23 protein-coding genes and 1 tRNA gene are annotated in these 21,039 nt (G+C 53.4%); 9 read left to right on the forward strand and 15 right to left on the reverse strand.

What is annotated here, in order from left to right:
* From N512_RS0121440 to N512_RS0121480, 9 genes are all read right to left on the reverse strand, one after another.
* Nucleotides 1–76: transfer RNA gene (locus N512_RS0121440), tRNA-Lys, on the reverse strand.
* Nucleotides 77–213: 137 nt separating this feature from the next.
* Entirely contained in the window at nt 214–942 is a 729-nt protein-coding gene (gene ybgF, locus N512_RS0121445; RefSeq protein ID WP_028781640.1) for a tol-pal system protein YbgF, read from the reverse strand.
* Nucleotides 943–968: 26 nt separating this feature from the next.
* Nucleotides 969–1,508, reverse strand: a complete 540-nt coding sequence (gene pal, locus N512_RS0121450; RefSeq protein ID WP_025889363.1) for a peptidoglycan-associated lipoprotein Pal — start codon at nt 1,506–1,508, stop codon at nt 969–971.
* Nucleotides 1,509–1,532: 24 nt separating this feature from the next.
* Complete coding sequence (tolB, locus tag N512_RS0121455; protein WP_028781641.1) at nt 1,533–2,858, reverse strand: Tol-Pal system beta propeller repeat protein TolB; 1,326 nt, start codon at nt 2,856–2,858, stop codon at nt 1,533–1,535.
* A gap of 9 nt (nt 2,859–2,867) precedes the next feature.
* Nucleotides 2,868–3,806: a cell envelope integrity protein TolA gene (gene tolA / locus N512_RS0121460; RefSeq protein ID WP_028781642.1), complete on the reverse strand. Its 939-nt coding sequence runs from the start codon at nt 3,804–3,806 to the stop codon at nt 2,868–2,870.
* The gene (tolR, locus tag N512_RS0121465; protein WP_025011954.1) at nt 3,807–4,244 is read right to left on the reverse strand and encodes a protein TolR; all 438 of its coding nucleotides are present in this window, start codon (nt 4,242–4,244) and stop codon (nt 3,807–3,809) included.
* Nucleotides 4,241–4,930: a protein TolQ gene (gene tolQ / locus N512_RS0121470; protein WP_025011953.1), complete on the reverse strand. Its 690-nt coding sequence runs from the start codon at nt 4,928–4,930 to the stop codon at nt 4,241–4,243. The genes tolR and tolQ overlap by 4 nt, the downstream gene beginning before the upstream one ends.
* Nucleotides 4,920–5,321 (reverse strand): tol-pal system-associated acyl-CoA thioesterase, encoded by a 402-nt coding sequence (gene ybgC / locus N512_RS0121475; protein ID WP_025011952.1) that lies wholly within the window; start codon nt 5,319–5,321, stop codon nt 4,920–4,922. The genes tolQ and ybgC overlap by 11 nt, the downstream gene beginning before the upstream one ends.
* Before the next feature lie 128 nt (nt 5,322–5,449).
* Nucleotides 5,450–7,627: a prolyl oligopeptidase family serine peptidase gene (locus tag N512_RS0121480; RefSeq protein ID WP_028781643.1), complete on the reverse strand. Its 2,178-nt coding sequence runs from the start codon at nt 7,625–7,627 to the stop codon at nt 5,450–5,452.
* 553 nt (nt 7,628–8,180) lie between these two features.
* Here N512_RS0121480 and N512_RS0121485 point away from each other — a divergent pair.
* From N512_RS0121485 to N512_RS0121500, 4 genes are all read left to right on the forward strand, one after another.
* On the forward strand, nt 8,181–8,609 hold the full coding sequence (locus tag N512_RS0121485; protein WP_028781644.1) for a hypothetical protein: 429 nt from the start codon (nt 8,181–8,183) through the stop codon (nt 8,607–8,609).
* Nucleotides 8,610–8,819: 210 nt separating this feature from the next.
* Nucleotides 8,820–9,773, forward strand: coding sequence for a LysR family transcriptional regulator (locus tag N512_RS23610; RefSeq protein ID WP_051472919.1), 954 nt, complete (start codon nt 8,820–8,822; stop codon nt 9,771–9,773).
* A 177-nt stretch (nt 9,774–9,950) separates the two neighbouring features.
* The gene (locus N512_RS23615) at nt 9,951–10,340 is read left to right on the forward strand and encodes an SMR family transporter (RefSeq protein WP_051472920.1); all 390 of its coding nucleotides are present in this window, start codon (nt 9,951–9,953) and stop codon (nt 10,338–10,340) included.
* An 11-nt stretch (nt 10,341–10,351) separates the two neighbouring features.
* Entirely contained in the window at nt 10,352–10,681 is a 330-nt protein-coding gene (locus tag N512_RS0121500) for an SMR family transporter (protein ID WP_028781645.1), read from the forward strand.
* Between the two features lie 110 nt (nt 10,682–10,791).
* On the opposite strand, the gene upp is transcribed toward N512_RS0121500, so the two are convergent.
* Nucleotides 10,792–11,418 (reverse strand): uracil phosphoribosyltransferase, encoded by a 627-nt coding sequence (gene upp, locus N512_RS0121505; RefSeq protein WP_028781646.1) that lies wholly within the window; start codon nt 11,416–11,418, stop codon nt 10,792–10,794.
* A gap of 260 nt (nt 11,419–11,678) precedes the next feature.
* On the opposite strand from upp, the gene purM reads away from it, so the two are divergent.
* From purM to asnB, 5 genes are all read left to right on the forward strand, one after another.
* Nucleotides 11,679–12,716, forward strand: a complete 1,038-nt coding sequence (gene purM / locus N512_RS0121510; RefSeq protein WP_028781647.1) for a phosphoribosylformylglycinamidine cyclo-ligase — start codon at nt 11,679–11,681, stop codon at nt 12,714–12,716.
* Nucleotides 12,716–13,360: a phosphoribosylglycinamide formyltransferase gene (gene purN / locus N512_RS0121515; RefSeq protein WP_025011947.1), complete on the forward strand. Its 645-nt coding sequence runs from the start codon at nt 12,716–12,718 to the stop codon at nt 13,358–13,360. The genes purM and purN overlap by 1 nt, the downstream gene beginning before the upstream one ends.
* 486 nt (nt 13,361–13,846) lie before the next feature.
* Complete coding sequence (locus N512_RS0121520) at nt 13,847–14,593, forward strand: HAD-IIA family hydrolase (RefSeq protein WP_025889385.1); 747 nt, start codon at nt 13,847–13,849, stop codon at nt 14,591–14,593.
* Between the two features lie 131 nt (nt 14,594–14,724).
* Entirely contained in the window at nt 14,725–16,371 is a 1,647-nt protein-coding gene (locus N512_RS0121525) for a M28 family metallopeptidase (protein WP_028781648.1), read from the forward strand.
* A gap of 321 nt (nt 16,372–16,692) precedes the next feature.
* Nucleotides 16,693–18,357 carry an asparagine synthase B gene (asnB, locus tag N512_RS0121530; protein WP_028781649.1) on the forward strand — a complete coding sequence of 555 codons (1,665 nt, stop codon included), beginning with the start codon at nt 16,693–16,695 and terminating at the stop codon, nt 18,355–18,357.
* A gap of 97 nt (nt 18,358–18,454) precedes the next feature.
* Here asnB and N512_RS24265 read toward each other — a convergent pair whose 3' ends face one another.
* From N512_RS24265 to N512_RS0121555, 5 genes are all read right to left on the reverse strand, one after another.
* A complete protein-coding gene (locus N512_RS24265; protein ID WP_081737235.1) occupies nt 18,455–18,688 on the reverse strand; it encodes a DUF1289 domain-containing protein in 234 nt (77 codons plus the stop codon).
* Nucleotides 18,689–18,697: 9 nt separating this feature from the next.
* On the reverse strand, nt 18,698–19,042 hold the full coding sequence (locus N512_RS0121540; RefSeq protein ID WP_028781650.1) for a 5-carboxymethyl-2-hydroxymuconate Delta-isomerase: 345 nt from the start codon (nt 19,040–19,042) through the stop codon (nt 18,698–18,700).
* A gap of 34 nt (nt 19,043–19,076) precedes the next feature.
* Nucleotides 19,077–19,427, reverse strand: coding sequence for a VOC family protein (locus N512_RS0121545; protein WP_025011943.1), 351 nt, complete (start codon nt 19,425–19,427; stop codon nt 19,077–19,079).
* 110 nt (nt 19,428–19,537) lie between these two features.
* Entirely contained in the window at nt 19,538–20,206 is a 669-nt protein-coding gene (locus N512_RS0121550; protein ID WP_044735846.1) for a hypothetical protein, read from the reverse strand.
* A 127-nt stretch (nt 20,207–20,333) separates the two neighbouring features.
* On the reverse strand, nt 20,334–20,750 hold the full coding sequence (locus N512_RS0121555; RefSeq protein ID WP_025011941.1) for a GNAT family N-acetyltransferase: 417 nt from the start codon (nt 20,748–20,750) through the stop codon (nt 20,334–20,336).
* Nucleotides 20,751–21,039: the final 289 nt, after the last annotated feature.

The following is a 21,039-nucleotide window of genomic DNA, read 5'->3' on the forward strand; positions in this document are numbered from 1 at the left end:
TGGTGGGTCGTGAAGGATTCGAACCTTCGACCAATTGGTTAAAAGCCAACTGCTCTACCGACTGAGCTAACGACCCATTCAAGTTTCGCCTCAGCAGGCCATGCCGTGCTGAGGGCGCCTATAATACCGCTTTGTGATTCTCATGCAAGTGTAAATTCCCGATTTTTTGTTGTTTGCATGAAAAACAAACTGGGCGGATGTTTTTTAGTTAAATCATGGTTTAATTGCCGCCAATTGCTGCTGTGCAATCCTTGCTGCAGCGCTGTTTGCGTACTGTTTCACCACTTGCTGATAGTAGTTCTTTGCCGCCGTTTTATCGCCGGTTTTTTCGGCAATCAGCCCAAGTTTAACCAGACTGTCGGCCCGCTTACCCGATTCCTTGAAGTTATCGACCACATTGGCAAAAGCGGTTTTGGCTTCGGCAAATTCATTCTTATTATAGAGCAGTTGGCCAAGCCAATAGTTGGCGTTATCGGCGAAGCCCGAATTGGGGTACTGCTTGATAAAGTCACGAAATGCCGGAATTGCTGCGTCGTACTGGCGCTCTTTCAGTACCAGATCGACCGCCCTTTGATAGCTGTCGGTCTCGGACAAAGACGAACTGGCCACCAGATTTGATGGGGTTTGGCTGACGGCGGGCGCCGCAGGCTTGCTTTGCAGGTTGGCGATTTCGTCATAGAGCTGGCGCTGACGCTGCAACATCTGGTTTATCTGATAGTTCTGTTGTTCGGTCAGGCCTCGGAGTTCCAGCACCTCCTGCTGCAGAGTATCCATTCTGCGCATGGTCTCAAACTCGGCTTGCTGACGGGCCTTGATGATCCGCTCAAGGCGGGCGATGCGATCCTCACTGGAACCGCCGCCAATGTCTTCAACGGGCGCTGGGGCCGCATAAGCGACCCCAGTTCCCAGAAGCATGGCCGTGATGATAACGGCTTTCTTCATTCTTCAATGTCCCTCTAATGCCGAGATCAGTACACCAGCACAGCGCGACGGTTCTTGGCAAAACCTTCGTCTGTGTGGCTCATATCCAGAGGCTTCTCTTCACCATAGCTGACAATGCTCATCTGGCTTGGCAGTACACCCATACCCTGCAGGTATTTGGCTACAGCCTTGGCGCGGCGCTCACCCAGAGCTATGTTGTACTCCGGAGTACCACGCTCATCGGCGTGGCCTTCGATCAACACGCGTACGTTAGGATGTTCAACCAGATAAGTACCGTGGGCTTCCAGAATTTCAGCAAATTCTGTTTGCACTTCACTGCGGTCAAAATCAAAGTAGATGATGTGTTCTTTACGCAATTCCTGGAACTTGAGGCGCTGCTGCTCTTCCGGGCTCAAAACCGGATTGGCGCCACCGATTTCCACGCCGCCGGCACCATTGCCGTACTCGCTACCGGAAGTTGTCGAACCGCTGGCGTCCGTTTCTGATTCTGAAGTTGAGCTACAGGCACCCAGAGCCAGTAATGGCGCAGCGATTACGATTGCCTTAAACAACTTGTTGAGATCCATCATGTTATCCTTCTGAAATATAAGTTATAGAAACGGTGACCAAGCGGGTGATTTCACCTCGCCCTGCCCCACTGGCAACCGCGCCTTGAAACGGCCATCGACAGATACCGCTGCCAGCACCTGCTTGCCGTTATAGGTGGTGCCATAAATCACCATGGTGCCGTTAGGGGCAACGCTGGGTGATTCATCGAGCCGGGTTGAGGTCAACACCTGCATAAAACGCGTCTGCAGATCCATACGGGCAATATTGTATTTGCCGTTGGTTCTGTTGACGAAAATCATACTGCGGCCATCAGGGGTCACAGTCCCCCCCAGGTTCCACTCGCCTTCAAATGTCAGGCGGGTCACCTTGCCTGAGGCCAACTCTACCTGATATAGCTGGGGCCTGCCACCCCGCTCGGAGGTGAACAGCAGCGACTTGCCATCGGGGAACCAAGTGGCTTCAGTATCAATGGCATAGTGGTTGGTGATCCGCTTGAGCGCACCTGTCGCAATATCCACCACGTAGACTTCAGGTTGGCCATCACGGGACAGCGTCACCGCCAGCTTGCTACCATCGGGCGAGAAGCTCGGCGAACCGTTGATACCGGGGAAGCTGGTAACCTTGGTACGGCTTTGGCTATAGATATCCTGGACAAATACTTCGGCCTTTTTGTTTTCGAAACTGACATAAGCCAGCTTGCGCCCGTCCGGAGACCAGGCAGGAGACATCAAAGGCTCAGGCGAGCGCAGCAGCATTTGTTCATTGTAGCCGTCGTAGTCGGCAATCATCAGACGGTAGGGATTCTTCTCCTGGTGATTAACCACCACATATGCGATACGAGTCAAAAAGGCGCCGCGGATCCCGGTCAGCTTCTCGTAGACTATATCGCTGATCCTGTGACCATACTGGCGGAACTGTGCTTCGCTGATAACGGTTTCGCGGCTATCCAGCAGCAGTTCGCTGCGGGACTGAGGACCACCGGACTGCATCTGCGCCTTCACCAGATCCACCAAATCAAAGCTCACCAGATACTTACCGGCGCCATAGGGTTTCACATAGCCCATCACCACGGCTTCGGCAGAAACATTTTTCCAGGCTGCGGCATTGAATTCGTCCATCTTGCTGATGGCGCGCTGACCCAATGACAATTCATCCAATGGTTTGAAGGTACCGCTGCGGGTTAAATCGGACATCACCACATCCGAAATCGACTCTGGGGCCGGTCCAGTGCCCTGCCAGACAAATGGCACCACGGCGATGGGACGCGCGGCGTCCACCCCTTCGGTGATCACTATATCCAGTGCCGCCTTTGCCGGCAGCACCAGCACAGCCAGCAAACAGATAAGACTCTTGGCAATTCGTTTCATGGGGCTCCCTTAGTTGAATTCCGGTCTGACTTCTAAATTAATCTCTTTCATCAGTTGATACACATCAGGCTCCTGGGAAACCGGCAAACGCCCGGCCTTGTTGATGGCGGCCTTGGCGGCGCGACATACCACAGGATCCCCTTCGATGATCTGGCTGTTGGTGACAAAGCCGTCTTTGGCCAGACGCACCTTGACCTTACAGACTTTACCCCGCATCGACTCATCCACCACCAGATTGCGCTGAATAGTGGCGGTGATCATCGCCCGGTAACGGTCGACTTCACTCATGACCTGACGATTACGGGTAGCAGACAAGGCGGCTTGTTCGGCGGCCAGCGCATCGGCCAACTCCTGCTCCTGACGGCGACGGGCCTCCTCCTCGGCCTTGCGTTTACGCTCGGCTTCTTCTTTGGCCTTTCGCTCCTCTTCCGCTTTTTTAGCGGCGGCTTCTTCAGCCTTGCGTTTCTGCTCTGCCTTAAGAGCAGCCTCTTCGGCTTCCTTACGCTGTTGCTCCTTGGCCTTTCGCTCGGCCTCGGCCTTCTGGGCCTTTTCTTTCTCCTGCTGCTCTTTCAGCTTGGCAGCCTTGGCAGCATCGGCAGCTTTCTGGGTTTCCAGCTCTTTTTGCTTGCGCTCGACTTCCAGCTTGCGGATCCGTTCCTGCTCCTGCTCACGGGCCTTTTTGGCTTCATTGGCCTTGCGATCCAGCTCCTGCTGCCGCTCGCGCTCACGGCGCTCTGCGGCGGCCTTGTCCTGTTTCAGCTTCTGGACATAGTCATCCACTTTCTGCTGATCGACCACCACGGCCTGCACTGGCGCAGACTGAGCCTGTGGTGTCGGCAATTTGGGTTTTTCCTGAAAGTCCACGCCCATGGCCAGAATTGCAATAACCCCGATATGCAGCACTGCTGAGATGATAAAGGGGACAGTAAAATCAGATTTCCCAGCCACTTACTTCTCCTCTGGCGAATCTGTCATCAAACCGACCGAAGGCACGCCGGCATTTTGCAGCGACACCATCAGTTGGATTACCCGCTCGTAGGGAATGGCGCGATCGCCCTTGACCACCACGGGGCGATCCGGCTCCATCTTGATGATGGCGCTGACCCGGGTGCTGATCTCTTCCAGATCCAGCACCTCATTATTGGGTGAGCCACCCAAGTCGAGAAAATACTCACCCTCGGCATTGATGGAGGCCACCACAGGCGGCTTGCTGTCAGCGGGCAACGGCTCGGCCTTACCCTGAGGCAAGTCCACTTTCACCCCTTGAGTCACAATCGGCGCCGTCACCATAAAGATGATCAGCAGCACCAACATCACGTCGATATAGGGTACCACATTGATTTCAGCGACGGGGCGACGCCGCTTGCGCTGATATCCCTGCATCATACGGCTTCCTTATCGCTGTATGCCTGACGGTGCAATATGCCGGAGAACTCTTCCATAAAGTTGGCGTAGGAAGACTCGACCTTTTCCACCTGAGTGGAGAATCTGTTATAGGCGATAACCGCTGGAATCGCGGCGAACAGGCCCATGGCGGTAGCGATAAGCGCTTCGGCAATACCCGGTGCCACCATGGCCAGAGTGGCATTTTCCACCGCGCCCAAGGCGATAAAGGAGTTCATGATCCCCCAAACTGTACCAAACAGGCCGATATAGGGACTGGTGGAGCCTATGGTTGCCAAGAGTGGCAGATGGGTTTCCAGCTTATCCAACTCTTTGGAGAGGGAGATCCGCATGGCGCGATAGCTGCCATCCATAATGGCTTCTGGCACCCGGCCGTTCAGTTTCGACAGGCGGGCGTATTCCTTAAAGCCGGATACGAACATGGACTCAAGCCCTGAGTTGCTTTCCTGGCGCGCCGACAGCTCCTGGTACAAACGATTAAGATCCACACCGGACCAAAACTTCTCTTCGAAGCGTTCGGCATTTTGCCTGGCCGCTTTCAGGAGTTTGCGCCTCTGGATAATCACAGCCCAGGACGCGATAGACAGAGACAATAAGGTGAGCATCACCAGTTTTACCAACAGACTGGCCTGCATGAACAATCCAATAAACGAAATCTCAGCTTCCACCTTTTTTAAACTCCTGCAATATGTGTTGGGGAATGGCCAATGGCCGCATGCGCTCGAGCGAAATACAAGCAACCAGAATACTGGCTGCGCAATAACACTCACCCTCGGCATCTACCAGGCGCTGTTCAAACACCAAAGATGCCCGCTTCACTTCTGAGACACGGGTTTCCACCCAAAGGTTCTGCTCAAATCGCGCCGCCTTGCAGAAATCCAGCTCGGCGTGGCGTACCACAAAGGCGATATCCTGCTGCAACAGGGCGGTTTGGCTCACCGACATAGACCTGAGCCACTCACTTCGGGCTCTTTCAAAAAATTTCAAATAGTTGGAATGGTAAACCACCCCACCCGCGTCTGTGTCTTCATAATAGACAGTGATAGGCCAACGAAACATGCTTCCACTTGCTTTTAATGCGCCAAAAGTGAGGCCTACTATACCTTATCCACAATCCGCTTGTGAATGGCGGAAAAAGCAAAGGGGCCCGCAGGCCCCAGTTTATTTTTTCAAGGCTTAACTTAAGCTTAACCGTCGATTTTGCTCGGCAGGGTCAAGCCAAAGTTGTGCCACAGGAAGGTGAAGATATCCGCCGCTTCATCTATCTTCATCGCCGTGGGTTTACCTGCACCGTGACCGGCATTGGACTCGATACGCATGATAACCGGCTGATCCCCCTGTTGCTTGGCCTGCATCATGGCGGCAAACTTGAAGCTGTGCAGCGGCACCACCCTGTCGTCATGATCGGCTGTCATCACCATGGTCGCAGGATAAGCCTGAGACTTGACGTTGTGATATGGCGAGTAAGCCAGCAACGCCGGGAACTGCTCGGCATTGTCGGCACTGCCGTATTCACTGGTCCAGGCCCAGCCTATGGTGAACTTGTGGAATCTGAGCATATCCAGTACCCCTACGGCGGGCAGCACGGCGGCAAACAGATCCGGTCTTTGGGTCACGGCGGCGCCCATCAACAAACCACCATTACTGCGGCCATAGGCGCCAAGCTTGCTCTTGTTGGTATAGCCCTGGTCCAGCAGGTATTCGGCAGCGGCAAAATAGTCGTCAAACACATTTTGCTTCTTGTCGAACATACCGGCCTGGTGCCAGCTCTCACCATATTCGGCGCCGCCACGCAGGCTGGGCACAGCATAGATGCCGCCCATATCCAACCAGGCGATATTGGCCGGGCTGAATCTTGGGGTCATGGAGATGGCAAAACCACCATAGGCATACAGGAGTGTCGGGTTGGTGCCGTCTTTCTTCAGCCCTTTCTTGTAGGACAGCATCATGGGCACCTTGGTACCGTCCTTGCTGGTGTAGAACACCTGCTCGGATACATAATCATCCGGATTGAAGGCGATTTTAGGGCTCTGGTACAGCTCGGACTCACCTGTCTTGAAGTCAAACTTATAGGTGGTCTGCGGCTGCACATAGCTGTTGAAGGTGTAATAGAAGTAGTCTTTGCTGCGCTTGCCGTATGGGCCGGCAATCTTGCCTTTGCCCGGCAGAGTCACGTCCTGGCGCTTGACGCCGCCCATGGAGTAGATGGACAGCTGCCCCAGCACATCATGCAGTGAGCTCACCACCAGATGATCATTGATGATCCCTACACTGGCGATAGGATCCTTTGTCTCAGGGATCACTGTCTTCCAGTCTTTTTTGGCCGGACGGCGCAAATCTATCGCAATCACTTTGCCGTTGGGGGCATCGAGATCTGTCTTGAAGTAGAACACTGACTTGTCGTTGCCGATAAAGCTGTACTCGGCTTCCAAGTCGGAAATCAGCTCGACCACTTCCGCTTTGGGATCTTTGAGTGACTTATAGAAGAAGCGGTTGCGGCTGTCTGTTCCCTGGGAGATGGACAGCAGCAGATAGTCGCCGTCTTCAGAGACACCGATACCAAAGCCCCAGTCCTTGTTTTGTGGCCTTTCATAAACCAGCTTGTCCTGGCTCTGATCTGTGCCCAGCTTATGGTAGTAAACCTTTTGGTTGAAGTTGACATCGGCCATCTTGTCTCCGCCGGCCGGGGCATCATAGCGGGCATAGAATACGCCTTCGTTGGCATGATCCCACACGGCAGAGGAGAACTTGATCCACTCCAGTTTGTCGCTGAGCAGCTTGCCGCTGGCAATATCCATAAACTGCCACTGTTGCCAGTCGGAGCCGGACTCGGAGACACCATAAGCCAGCACCTTGCCATCGTCACTCACTGACACGCCGGACAGGGCAACTGTGCCCTTGTCGGAGAAAGCGTTGGGATCCAACAACACCTTCTCATGACCCTGCTTGTCTTTGACATAGAGCACTGACTGGGCCTGCAGGCCGTCGTTACGGTAGTAGAAGGTGTTGTCACCCTTTTCAAAGGGGGCAGAGATTTTTTCGTAGTTCCACAGGGTGGTGATCCTGTCGACTACCGCCTGCTTGTTGGGGATAGCCGACAGATATTCCTGTCCAAAAGCTTGCTGAGCCTTAACCCAGGCTTCGGTTTCCGGGGTGCTTTCTTCCAGGTGGCGATAAGGATCGGCAACCTGAACACCGTGAATGTTTTCAACCAGCACTTCGGCGCGGGTCGCCGGATACTGGGACTTAACGGTAGCCAGCGCATTCTGGCCATTTGGAGTATCTGTGCTCTGGCAGGCGCCGAGCGCCAGGCTCAAGCCTACAGCCAACAGCATAGGGCGAGCCAATTTTGTAGTTATTGTCATGGAAACTTCCTGTCCGACTAAATAAAGAGGCGTACAGCGGCGTTTTAGCAAAAAATGCAAACGCAGCGACTTGCAAAGTACTATACAAGCAAAAAAAACCGACACAATCGTCAAATGACAATCTGTGCAAGGATTGAACAATGACAAATGTTAATAAAACGGCAACAAGGATTAATTATATAAATTGCAGATTTATGCATCCACATTGAGTAAAGAAGCGAAACACGGGCTATAAGTGCATTTACGTGACCTGCATCACCTTTGTGACATTAGTTTTACTTATCTCATGACGTAGTTTTTCTCGCTTGTTGCTGACACATTCTGTCACTAAAATGTGCCTCGTTTTCAGGAAGTATTTACCCCGGTAAATATGAAAACCAAGAACTTCAAAACTGTTGTGTAGTTTTCATGGCAGTTTTCCCTGGTTCTTATGCTTGACTTCCTTCCTTCAATTTGTTGATTGCAATGATTTAATTTTTGCGGCCCGCTTGTTTCAAGTGGGCTTTTTTTTATGTTTTAATCGCCACCTTTCCCAAAGACAACAAGGACCCGTATGTCACTGCTGCGTATATTGCTTGCTTACCTGTTACTGCTGGTCAGCGCTTTTTCAGCTTATGTCTGTATTTTTGGTGCCTTCCAGAGCCTGCCGGAGCAACAACCGGCAAAATACTTTATGGTTATCTTCGGTGCCTTGCTGGCGGCTGTCAGCCTTACCCTCGCCGGTTTTCTCAACCGCCGCCGTAACTGGCGCCGCTCCAGCGGTATCGCCTTGTTGGCGGCAGCAGGTTTGGCGCTTCTAATCCTTGTGTCCGATGCATCATACAGAGACACGGCCCAGTTGCCGCCGATGATCGCCTTAAACGATTATGCGGTCGGTGGACCCGTGGTTATTTTGGTGCTGATACTCGGCGGCTTGCTGCTGTGGCAAGGTCTCAAGCAGGCCCGAAAGTCGATAGAAGAACTCAGTAAAGAAACTGAGTAATCAAGGCGTTGCTCTGAGCGGGACATTAGCCAAGCGCCAAAGTGAGCCGATGTAACCCCACAGGGGCTTCGAGCGTTAAGCTGTGTTACTCTCGAGTCACCTGCAATCATTGCCGTAAGCAACACAGAAGCCATGGCAGACTTTGATGTTTTATCCTGTGCCGCGCGCTCTTATACAGTGGCGCCAGCCGCAAACAGGGGTGATAGATAAATGGCTCATGAACTGGATACTCTGGATCTCAATCTGATGCGCCTGCTTAAGGCGGTTGTCGACAATCGCAGTATCAAGTTGGCCGCCATGCAACTTGGGATCTCTCAGCCCAGCGCCAGCCGGGGTGTAATGCGCCTGAAGCAAACCTTCCAGGATCCCCTGTTTGTCCGTAAACCCCATGGTGTAGAGCCCTCTCCCATGGCGCTGCGCCTGGCTGAAGAGTTTGACAATATTCTGGCCCCTATCGAGAAAGTCCTGCTGGAGTTCGAAGACTTCAGCGCCGACACCTACACAGGGCAAATAGCCATAGTGACAGATCCCTACCTGATGGATGAACAGGGACAAAGATTGCTGCAAAGCTGTCACCAGGCCTTTCCCAAAGCCAGCTTCACCTTTTCCAGCTGGAACGGTTACAGCCATGATGAGATGCTCGAAGGCATACATGACTATTGTATTTTGGATCAGGAAACCGAGCTGTCCAAGGATATCTATATGCGGCCGCTGTTCACCGAGAAACGGGTGATCCTGGCACGCAAAAATCATCCGCTGCTCGGCGATGAAAATGATTGGCAGACAGTGTCCACGCTGCCGATAGTCTCCCTGCCTGCACCGGCCTCCTACAATCCGCAATGCACTGTGGAGTCAGAGTATCAGCGTATGGGTTATCAGCCCCATGTGCTGCTCAAGTCCTACAATCTTAGGGTCGCCTGCCAGATGTTGCTGGAAACCGACGCCATCATGTACGCCAGTCAAGGCACTGCCAGGTTGATGCCGGAACTGGTCTCCTTCCCCATGCCCCAGGTCAATCGGGAGTTCAGCCACTTCGTGGTGTCCGGCGGCTTTTTGCAGACCTACCGTAATCACCCGCTGCACCGGCATCTTCACAAGGTAATGCAAGACACCTTTCAGCCATCGCAAGCGTCTGTCCAGACTGAAATAGATATTCAAAATTGAATATCTCAATTACCTACCAACTCAAAAATTGACCGGTTAACCTAGTGGCGTAAGTTTGGAATTGCTACTTAATTTTGTTGTTACTCCGTTTTTCATCACTTATCTGGCCAGATAGTTCCGGGTGTAATGCGCAATTCTCCGTTATGCATATTTTTAATTTCATGTAGAAGGTGAATTATGATCCTTGCACGCGTATTTCTATTGTTTGCGATTTCCGCCGAAGTGGCGGGTACCAGTACCATGAACCTGCTGGGGCCCGAAGGCTCAATCTGGGGCTACCTGTTGATGTACCTCTTGATTGGTGTGTCATACTTCTTTTTATCACTGGCGGCGAAGAAGATTGCCATAGGCGTGGCTTATGCGGTTTGGGAAGGTTTGGGCATAGCCCTGATCACCCTGGTATCCATGCTGCTGTTTGACTCCAGGCTCAACCCGCAGGAGCTTGCCGGACTGGCCTTGGCCATCCTGGGTATAGTGCTGGTGACTCTGGGCGAAAGCCATGAAGGTGATAAAACCAAAGTTCAGGATACCGGCTTAGGAGCAAACAGCACCGCCGGTAGCCTGTAACGGAGGCGAACATGAACCAGTTTCTGACGCTCTCCTTTGGCTATGTGGTGCTGGCCGCCTTGATTGATATTGCCGCCAATATGGCGCTCACCCGCTCCAATGGGTTCAAGCGTAAATTGTGGGGCGCGCTGGCAATCCTGCTGGTGCTGAGCGCTTTTACTCTGCTGGCACAGGCAGTGAAAGAGATAGACTTGGCGATCGCCTACGCCTCCTGGGGCGCCATAGGCATTTTGGGAACGGCTATCGGCGGCGCCTTGCTGTTCAAACAAAGACTCAAGCCCATAGGCTGGGTCGGCATAGCCGTGGTTATCGCCGCGGTTATCACCATGAAAACCGCCTAAGAGCAGAAGAAATAAGTAAGGTCGAAATAAGCAAAAAGGCGCCCGAGGGCGCCTTTCTTATGCTCACTCTTTTATTTAAAACAATAAAGAGTTGTGCTCACTAAAGGGACTTATTTGGTACCGAAGATCTTATCACCGGCATCACCCAGACCAGGCAGGATATAGCCCTTATCGTTCAGGCACTTATCGACAGACGCCGTGTAGAGTTCAATATCAGGATGAGCCTCTTCCAGCGCCTTGACGCCTTCAGGAGCCGCGACCAACACCAGCGCCTTGATATGCTTACAACCACGCTTTTTCAGCAAGTCTATGGTGCAAATCATGGAGCCGCCGGTAGCCAGCATAGGGTCAACTACCAGTGCCAAACGCTCTTCCATATCGCTGGCGAGCTTCTCGAAATAAGGCACAGGCTCCAGGGTTTCTTCATCACGGTAAACACCGACCACTGAGATACGGGCACTGGGAATGTTCTCCAGCACGCCGTCCATCATGCCAAGACCGGCACGCAGAATAGGCACTACAGTCACCTTCTTGCCTTTAATCTGCTCCACTTCAACGGGACCGTTCCAGCCCTCAATGGTCACAGTTTCGGTTTCCAAACCTGCGGTTGCCTCGTAGGTTAACAGGCTGCCAACCTCGGCGGCGAGCTCACGAAAACGCTTGGTGCTGATCTCAGCTTCGCGCATCAAACCGATTTTGTGGCGTACCAGCGGGTGTTTAACCTCGACAACTTTCATTCTTTTTCTCCTGATCTTGCGGGCGGGACGAGCAATCAGACTGGCGGCTCCCGGCGTGCAGAGCACAAACCAGCCGGATTTGGGCAAATTTCTGAGATTTTAGTTGATTTGTTCCGGCGGTAAAACAGAAAGTTTTATAAATCTGGTAAATCGTGACTTATATCCCTATGAATAAAGTGCAATCTTGGCTTTCGACCCCCCCGGCAAACTGCTAGAATAGCGCCGCATAAAATCCATAACGATGTACCCGAGAGGATCAAGTGAGTACCCCTACCCCACTGAGCTATAAAGACGCCGGTGTCGATATCGATGCAGGCAACGCACTCGTCAATAACATCAAGTCCGTAGTCAAACGCACTCACCGTCCTGAAGTCATGGGCAACCTGGGTGGTTTTGGCGCCCTGTGTGAACTGCCAACCAAATACAAGCACCCTGTGCTGGTTTCCGGTACCGATGGCGTGGGCACCAAGCTGCGCCTGGCCATTGACTTCAAAAAGCATGACACTGTCGGTATCGACCTGGTGGCCATGTGTGTCAACGACCTGCTGGTACAGGGGGCCGAGCCGCTGTTTTTCCTCGACTACTATGCTACCGGCAAGCTGGACGTCAATGTGGCGACCGATGTGGTCACAGGTATCGGCGAAGGCTGCTTCCAATCCGGTTGTGCCCTAATCGGTGGTGAAACCGCCGAAATGCCCGGCATGTACGAAGGCGCTGACTATGATCTGGCCGGTTTCTGTGTCGGTGTGGTGGAAAAAAAAGCCATCATCGACGGCAGCAAGGTACAGGCCGGTGATGCACTGATAGCCCTGGGCTCCAGTGGTCCTCATTCCAACGGTTACTCACTGATCCGTAAAGTCCTGGAAGTCAGCCAGGCCGACCCACAGCAAGATCTGGACGGCAAGCCGCTTATCGATCACCTGCTGGAACCGACCCGCATCTATGTCAAACCTTTGCTGGAACTGCTGGAAAAACACCCGGTTCACGCCATGGTACACATCACAGGCGGCGGTTTCTGGGAAAACATTCCAAGGGTACTGCCAGAAAACGCCAAGGCCGTTATCCAAGGCGAGTCCTGGCAGTGGCCCAGCGTATTCAACTGGCTCAAGCAAGCCGGTAATATCACAGAACATGAAATGTACCGCACCTTTAACTGTGGTGTCGGTATGATAGTTGCCCTGCCTCAGGCCGAAGCCGCCGCCGCCATTGAGCTACTCAAGGCCAAAGGTGAAAACGCCTGGCAGATAGGCACTATCGCCAATCGAACTCAACAAGAAGAGCAAGTGGAGATCCTTTAATGCAGGAGAGTTGTCGCATATTGGTAATGATTTCGGGCAATGGCAGTAATTTGCAGGCTGTTATCGACAGCTGTGATAGCAAGATGCCAGGGCGCGTGGTCGGGGTGATCAGCAACAAGGCCGATGCCTATGGTCTGATCCGGGCCCATCATGCCGAAATAGACACCAGTTGCGTCATCGCCCGCAAAGAGGAGTCCCGCGCCCAATACGATGCCAGACTGCAGGCGGCTATCGACAGATATCAGCCCGACCTCATCGTATTGGCCGGCTTTATGCGTATTCTCAGTGATGAGCTGGTCAGCCGTTACCAGGGCAAGATGCTCAATATCCACCCGTCACTGCTGCCCAAGTATCCTGGATTGGATACCCACAAGCGCGCCATCGAAGCCGGTGACAGCGAACATGGCGCCAGTGTTCATTTCGTTATCCCGGCACTGGACAGTGGCCCGGTGATTTTGCAGGCCAAGGTACCTGTGTTTGCCGATGACACAGTGGAAACTCTGGCGGCCAGGGTGCACGAGCAGGAACACGCCATCTACCCGATAGTGGTGCGCTGGTTCTGCCAGGGCCGACTGAAGATGGTTGACGGTAAGGCCTGGCTCGACGATGAAGCCATCGGCCCCAACGGCTACGCCCCGGACTGATCTCTGAGTAAACTTAGGGAAGGTGCGAATAAGTCCTCGCGGCACTCTGGCTTACACAGCAATTGGCGTTCAAGGCATCTGACTGAAGGCATGCCGGGGCCTGTCAAAGTCGGATAACGCAGAGAGCCGGTTGCTGTGTAAGCCCCGAAGGGCGTGGCTTACAGGCCTGCCTGCTGTGTCGTGCTTCTTACAAAGGACTAAGGCCATTTGCTGCGAACCACGCCTTGCATCCATGCCCGTAAGCCGACGCAGAGCACGCATGGGACTTGTTCGCACCTTCCTTAGGTTGATTAATTCAGCAAAAAGGAGCCATACGGCTCCTTTTTTCATTCCAACAATGGCTATTACGGCTGTGGCGCAAGCTTGACTCTCCGCTTAATTTACCCGGATATGACGCTCCGTTACCGGCTTTTTACAGCGGCCAATTGTAATTTTATGACCAATGGCGTTAGATAGGGGCAGTTATCAGGACAGAATGAGACGCGCATGAAGAATATTATCTGCGATATAGACGGCGTGCTGATGCACGACAACAAGTTAATCCCCGGCAGTGACAAGTTTATCGCCCGGGTGCTGGAACAGGGAAACCCCTTGGTTATCTTGACCAACTATCCGGTGCAGACGGGCAAAGATCTGCAAAACCGCCTCGGCGCCGCCGGGCTGCATATCCCCGAAGAGTGCTTCTATACCTCGGCCATGGCGACCGCCGACTTTCTCAAGCACCAGGAAGGCAGCAAGGCGTTTGTCATAGGTGAAGGCGCCCTCACCCACGAGCTTTACAAGGCCGGCTTTACCATTACCGATATCAACCCCGACTTTGTTATCGTCGGCGAAACCCGCTCCTACAACTGGGACATGATCCACAAGGCCGCCCGCTTTGTTGCCGCCGGCGCCCGTTTTATTGCCACCAACCCGGATACCCATGGCCCGGCTTATAGTCCCGCCTGTGGCGCTCTCTGTGCGCCTATTGAGAGAATAAGCGGTCGCAAGCCCTTCTACGTGGGTAAACCCAGCAGTTGGATCATCCGCTCGGCCCTGAACCATATCGATGGTCATTCCGAAAATACCGTGATTATCGGCGATAACATGCGTACCGATATTCTGGCCGGTTTTCAGGCCGGACTGGAAACCATACTGGTCACCAGTGGTGTCAGCAAGCTGGAAGACATAGAGAAAGAGCCCTTCCGACCCAACCATGTCTTTGCCTGCGCCGCCGACATAGATGTGATCTGAAACCATTGGTAACATTCCTTTTACCGCCTCCGCTTGTATCGGGGGCGTTTTTTCGTCCATGATAGCGCACGGGCAAGGGCAAAGCCTTTGCCACTCCATACCTGACAATAAAAGCAACAACAGGATCCGTTATGCGCTTGATGATCCCCCTGTGTACCCTGGCACTCTTGAGTGCCTGCAGCCAAAACAATACTGCCGACGACCCCATCCGCGTTGTCAGTTTCAATGAACAAGAGTTTCGCCAGGACATCCAAACCCTGGCCTCGGATGAATTTGAAGGCCGGGCGCCGACAACCCGCGGCGAGCAGCTGACTCTGGACTATCTCAGCAAGGCCTTTGCCGATATGGGGCTTGAGCCCGGTTCCAACGGCAGCTTTTTGCAAAAAGTGCCCATGGTGAGCTATACCGCCAGTGAAACCCAGGCAATACAGCTGGCCGATATCGATTTTCAATATCCCCAAGATCTGGTGCTCGGCAGTCGCCATGATGTTAAACGCGTCGACATCACCAACGCGCCGCTGGTGTTTGTCGGTTACGGTATCAACGCCCCCGAGTACGACTGGAACGACTACCAGGGTCTGAACATGAAGGGCAAAATCGCCCTTATTCTGGTGAATGACCCCGGCTTTGCCCGCCCGGATCTCGGTAAATTCAACGGCAAGGCGATGACCTATTACGGCCGCTGGACCTACAAGTATGAAGAAGCCAGCCGTCAGGGCGCATTGGGCGCCATTATCATTCACGACACAGCTCCTGCCGCTTATCCCTGGTCTGTGGTGGAAAACAGCTGGACCGGCCCACAACAGGATCTGGCCTCGGATTCCGGCAACGAGCGAGTGGCAGTGGAAGGCTGGATAACCCTGAATGCCGCCAAAAAAGTGTTTACCAAAGCCGGACTTGAACTGGACAGCGCCATCAGCCGCGCAGCCCACGGTCCACTGCAACTGACGCTGGGGCAAACCGCCAGCATAGGTTTCGATAACAAGGCCGAGTATGGCGACAGCTACAATGTGGTTGCCACTCTGCCGGGCAGCAGCCGTGCCAATGAGCATATTCTGTTTACCGGCCACTGGGATCATTTGGGCATGAGCAGTTCGGCCGAAGGCGACAGGGTATTCAATGGCGCCATGGACAACGCCTCCGGCATCGCCGGCATGCTGGCTATCGCCCGTGAGTTTGCCGCCGACGCCAAGGCTGGCAAGCGCCTCAAGCGTTCGCTGACTTTTATCGCCACCACAGGCGAAGAGCAAGGTCTGCTGGGATCACGTTTCTATGCCGCCCAACCGGCGTACCCTTTGGAAAACACCATAGGGGTGATTAATCTCGACAGCACCAATATCTATGGCCGCACCAAAGACTTCACCATAGTGGGCAAAGGCAAGTCTGAGCTTGAGCGTTATCTGGAAGCCGCGCTCAAGACCCAGGGCCGCTATGCCACAGCAGAGAAACACCCCGAGTCCGGCGGTTTCTTCCGCTCGGATCACTTCAGTTTTGCCCAGTATGGCGTACCTGCGGTATTTGCCGGTGGCGGCAGCGAACCTGTGGATCAGGCCACCGCTGACTACAAAGCAGCAATGAAGCAGCAGATGAAGGGCTGCTATCACAACCTCTGTGATGAGTATCATGCCAACTGGGATCTCTCCGGCGCGCTGGAAGATCTCGCCGTGTACTACAAGGCCGCCAAAGGCTTGGCGGATTCTGCCGACCGCCCGGGTTATTTCAAGGGCACAGAGTTTTATAGCCTGCGGCCGGAAACCGGCGTTGCTCCGGCGATTTAACCAGACACATTTCCCCATCCCCAAAGGCGCCTCCGGCGCCTTTTTGCGTTGTTTTCCGGGCAGATAAATCAATCGCCGATAAAAGCAGCGGCTTTGGGAAAGTGCCAATTTGCACGCTGTTACAGCGAGCTAAAATGCAAATCTTTCACCAATTAAGCGATTAAATTGTTTAACCCTCAAAAAAACAGGTCACAAAACGCATTATAATTTACAAATTTAGCCATTTTTATGATTTATATTCAAAAATAAAGCTTGGCTTTTGAGAATTCTACAGGCAAAGTGAAGCCATTGCTGAAGAAACACCAAGTTTGGAGTCTTACCATGTGTTCAATTTTTGCCATTCTCGATATCCAGTCTGACGCCGCCGCTCTGAGAAGCACTGCGCTGGAGATGTCCAAACTGATGCGCCACCGCGGCCCGGACTGGTCGGGTATTCATACCACTCCAAGAGCGATTCTCGCCCATGAGCGGCTGGCCATTGTCGATATCGAACACGGCGCCCAGCCGCTGTTATCTGAAGATGGCCAGTTGGTATTGGCAGTCAACGGTGAAATCTACAACCACAAAGAACTCAAGGCCGAGCTCGGCGACAAGTACAGCTACCAGACCAACTCGGATTGCGAAGTGATCCTGGCACTGTATCAGGAATATGGCTGCGACTTTCTCGATAAGCTCAACGGTATTTTTGCCTTCGTACTCTATGACAAGGCCAAGGACTGCTACCTCGTAGGCCGGGATCACATGGGGATCATCCCGCTTTACACCGGCCGCGATACCAGCGGTAACCTTTATGTCGCCTCTGAGATGAAAGCGCTGGTACCCGTATGTAAAACCGTGGAAGTTTTCAGCCCCGGGCATTACCTCTTCAGTGAAGATGACGCGCCGGTGCAATACTATCGGCGTGACTGGCGCGACTATGAAGCGGTAGCCCAAAACAGCGCCTCCAGCGAAGAGCTGCGCGAAGCGTTGGAAGCCGCGGTAAAGCGCCAGTTGATGTCAGATGTGCCCTATGGCGTTTTGCTATCTGGCGGGCTGGACTCCTCGGTGATTTCCGCCATAACCCAAACTTTTGCCAAACGCCGTATTGAAGACAACGATGCCTCCGATGCCTGGTGGCCACAGCTGCACTCCTTTGCCGTGGGCCTGAAAGGGGCGCCGGATCTGGCGGCGGCACAAAAGGTCGCCGATGCCATAGGCACCATACACCATGAACTGCACTTCACCTTCCAGGAAGGCCTGGATGCCATCAAGGAGGTGATTTATCACCTGGAAACCTATGATGTCACCACCATACGCGCTGCAACCCCCATGTACTTGATGGCGCGCAAGATCAAGGCTATGGGGATCAAGATGGTGCTCTCAGGCGAAGGGGCCGATGAACTGTTCGGCGGTTACCTCTATTTCCACAAGGCACCAAACGCCCGCGCCTTCCACGAAGAACTGGTGCGTAAACTCGACAAGCTGCACCTGTACGACTGCCTGCGGGCCAACAAGGCCATGGCAGCCTGGGGCCTGGAAGCCCGGGTACCCTTCCTCGACAAGGAGTTTATGGACGTGGCCATGCGCCTGAACCCAGAAGCCAAGATGTCGCGCGATGGCCGGATTGAAAAGCATATTCTGCGTGAAGCCTTCGAGCATAAGCTCCCGGCCGAAGTCGCCTGGCGCCAGAAAGAGCAGTTCAGTGACGGTGTGGGTTACTCCTGGATTGATGGCCTGAAAGAACATGCCGCCGCCCAGGTGGAGGATAAAGAGCTGGCCAACGCCCGTTTCCGCTTCCCGCACAACACGCCGGAAACCAAGGAGGCCTACTTCTATCGCTGTTTCTTTGAAGAGCACTTCCCGCTGGAGTCGGCAGCACTGACTGTACCGGGTGGTAAATCGGTTGCCTGCTCTACCCCGGAAGCGCTGGCCTGGGATGAAAGCCTGTCCGGCATCATAGATCCTTCCGGCCGAGCGGTGCGCTCTGTGCATACCGCATCTTATTGAACTTAAGTAAAAACCATAAAGGCGCCGAATGGCGCCTTTATTCATTAGCGGAAATAGGAGCTTCGCTTCTGTGCCGCTTTATTTGCTTTGAGCTTGTTCACTTGCGCCTTGTTCTCATCACTCTGAGCCCGGCCGTTGCTTGGTCACGCTCAACTTGCCGTTGCCGGCAGCGCTCAAGAATAGCCTGCCGCTCGCTGTCAGTTGCCTGATGCCAGGCCAGAATTTCTTCCAGCGTCCTGAAACATCCAAGGCAAACATCTTGCAAGTCCAGGCAGCAGTGGCGAATACAGGGAGAGTCCACCCTGTTACTGCGCTTTGGTTGCCTGGACATATTGGCTTCCTAGCTGCCGCGTTTAAGGTAGCTTGGCTGATGCAGCTCAGTAACCTCCAGCGATACACTGTCGACTTTGACCGCTATTGGCTCCAGTGCGGCAAACACACTTTGGGTCAGGGCTTGCTTTTGCTCATCGGTGCGTCCCGGCATAATGGCCAAACGCACATGGATAAAGCTTTGAGCGCTGTCCTCCCCAACCAGGAAATGTTCACAGGCATGCGCTCGGCTCTTGATGGCAGATGGTGTGAACAAGCCTGAATCTATGGCACCTTGGTGCACCGCCTGAACCAGCTTGGCAATCGACAACTGCTGCGCCAAGGGCGCCGAATACTCAATAATACAGTGAGGCATAATCCTTCCTTGTTAAAGGCAGAAGCATCTGGGTCTATTCAGACCAGACGGCATACTCGTTTTGGCTCGGGCAGCGGAAATGAAAGCGCCGGCCACCGGGAAAACTGAAAATATCTTTGCAGATCTCCCCGCCATGAGTCTTGACGGCCTCCAGACTGGCGTTCAGATCATTTGAGTAAATCACCAACAAGGGGCTGCCGTTGAGGGTATCAAAGCTCAGTGATGAGCGAAAAAAACCGCCATCGATCCCGGCCTGGGTAAAGCAGCTGTAATCCGGGCCGTAATCAACAAAGCCCCAGCCAAACACCGCCTGAAAAAACGCCTTGGTGGCTTCCAGCTCCCGGGCGGGAAGTTCAAGATAATTAATCCTATGATGTAACGCCATGGCTTTCCTCCCGCCGCTTGGGCGACTTGATTGCTGTGATACTTAAGTACTTAATACTTTGGGCGGCTGAAACTTGGACCGGGGCTATCGCTCAAGCAGGCTTGTCATAGTTATAGCAAGCGCTGCAGCGTTACACTGGCCAGCCCTATCAGACCGCCAAAGACACCGCCCCAGACAACCAACCAGCCAAGGTGGGTCTTGATCATCTGCTGCACCATCTCCTTGACCAACTGCGGCGTTAACTCGGCCAGCCGCTGCTCGACAATATCCTGAATTTGGCTACGCATATCCGCCATCACCCCGGGCTGTTCCAGTTCGCCCTTGAGCAGCTCGTAAAAATCATCGCTCTTGGCAATATCTGCCAGAGATTGCTGCATCTTTTCGATAAAGGGTTGCTTGAGTGGGGTGAGCGCTTCTTCACCGCCAAACATGGATAACATACCACCCAATGAAGATTGGGCAACCGTGGCCACCAAAGCATCGAAGGCTGGAGCCAAGTCTACCTTGCCGATAACGCCGGACAGATCCAGGCTCTGTTTGTCGGAGCGGGTCGACAGGAAACGGTCTATGTTGGCCTCAGAGAAGAACTGCTCCATCATCAGCTCGCTGATAGCTTGCTTGAACTGTTCGAAACGGGCCGGGATCACCCCTGAGCCATAGAGACCCGGTACTTTTTCAAACAACATATGCACCGCCAGCCAGTTGGTAATGGCGCCGGATACGGCAAACAGGCCGATGTTGAATAACACATCAGAGTGCATGCCATAGCCGGTAAGCATAATGGCCAGCGCCAAGAGGTTGGTAACGGCGCTCTTGTCGAGCACAGGTGTCTGTTGTACTGCTGTTTTCAATCTGAAATCCCCTGAAATTAAAACCCGCTAATGGTAGCAAACAGGGGGCAGCAGATTAAAGTAGTGCGTGATACAGACCTTGCTCGGTGCCATCTGTCTCGACTTGTTGAGACAGCTCGCCAAATTCACGCTTGACCGCCAGCACCTTGGCATCCTGCGCCAAAGTTCGGGCTCGGCAAGTCAGCTCTTTGGCAATGCCCTGACCACGGTAATCGGGCAATACGAAAAGATCATCCAGATACCATAAAGGCTTTAGCAACAAGGAGGAGAATGAGGGAAAAACCTGAGTGAAGGCCACCGGATAATCGCCCTCGGTGGCGATGAAGATCATCGAATCGTTTTCCAGTAAACGGGCCCGTAAAAATTCACGGCAACGACTCAGATCCGAGCCCTGCCCCAGTTCCTGCCGATACTCGTCAAACAGCAGGACCAGTTGTTCCAAATCCATTTCAGTAGCCAAACGTATTTGCATTTTTCATCCCTGAATACAAGTTGAAATTTTACTATTTGCCAGAGGCAAAACGACAATAAACTCCTTAAACAACGCAAGGTTAACATAGAAAAGCTTCTCTGGCAGCAGCTTTAATCGCCCTCCCCCATAAGTCAGTTCCCGTTCATACCCATCCTGGTAGCCGTTTTCAACGAGCACACAAACCCAAGCGGATTTCGCCGTATTGGCCGGCGATAACAACTGCCCCCGCCATTAAGCAAGTCACCCGGCCACTCCAAGGCTCCTAAATAGTTCCCCCAGCCATCAAGCA

It is taken from the genome of Shewanella sp. 38A_GOM-205m, assembly GCF_000518445.1.
Taxonomy (GTDB): domain Bacteria; phylum Pseudomonadota; class Gammaproteobacteria; order Enterobacterales; family Shewanellaceae; genus Shewanella; species Shewanella algae.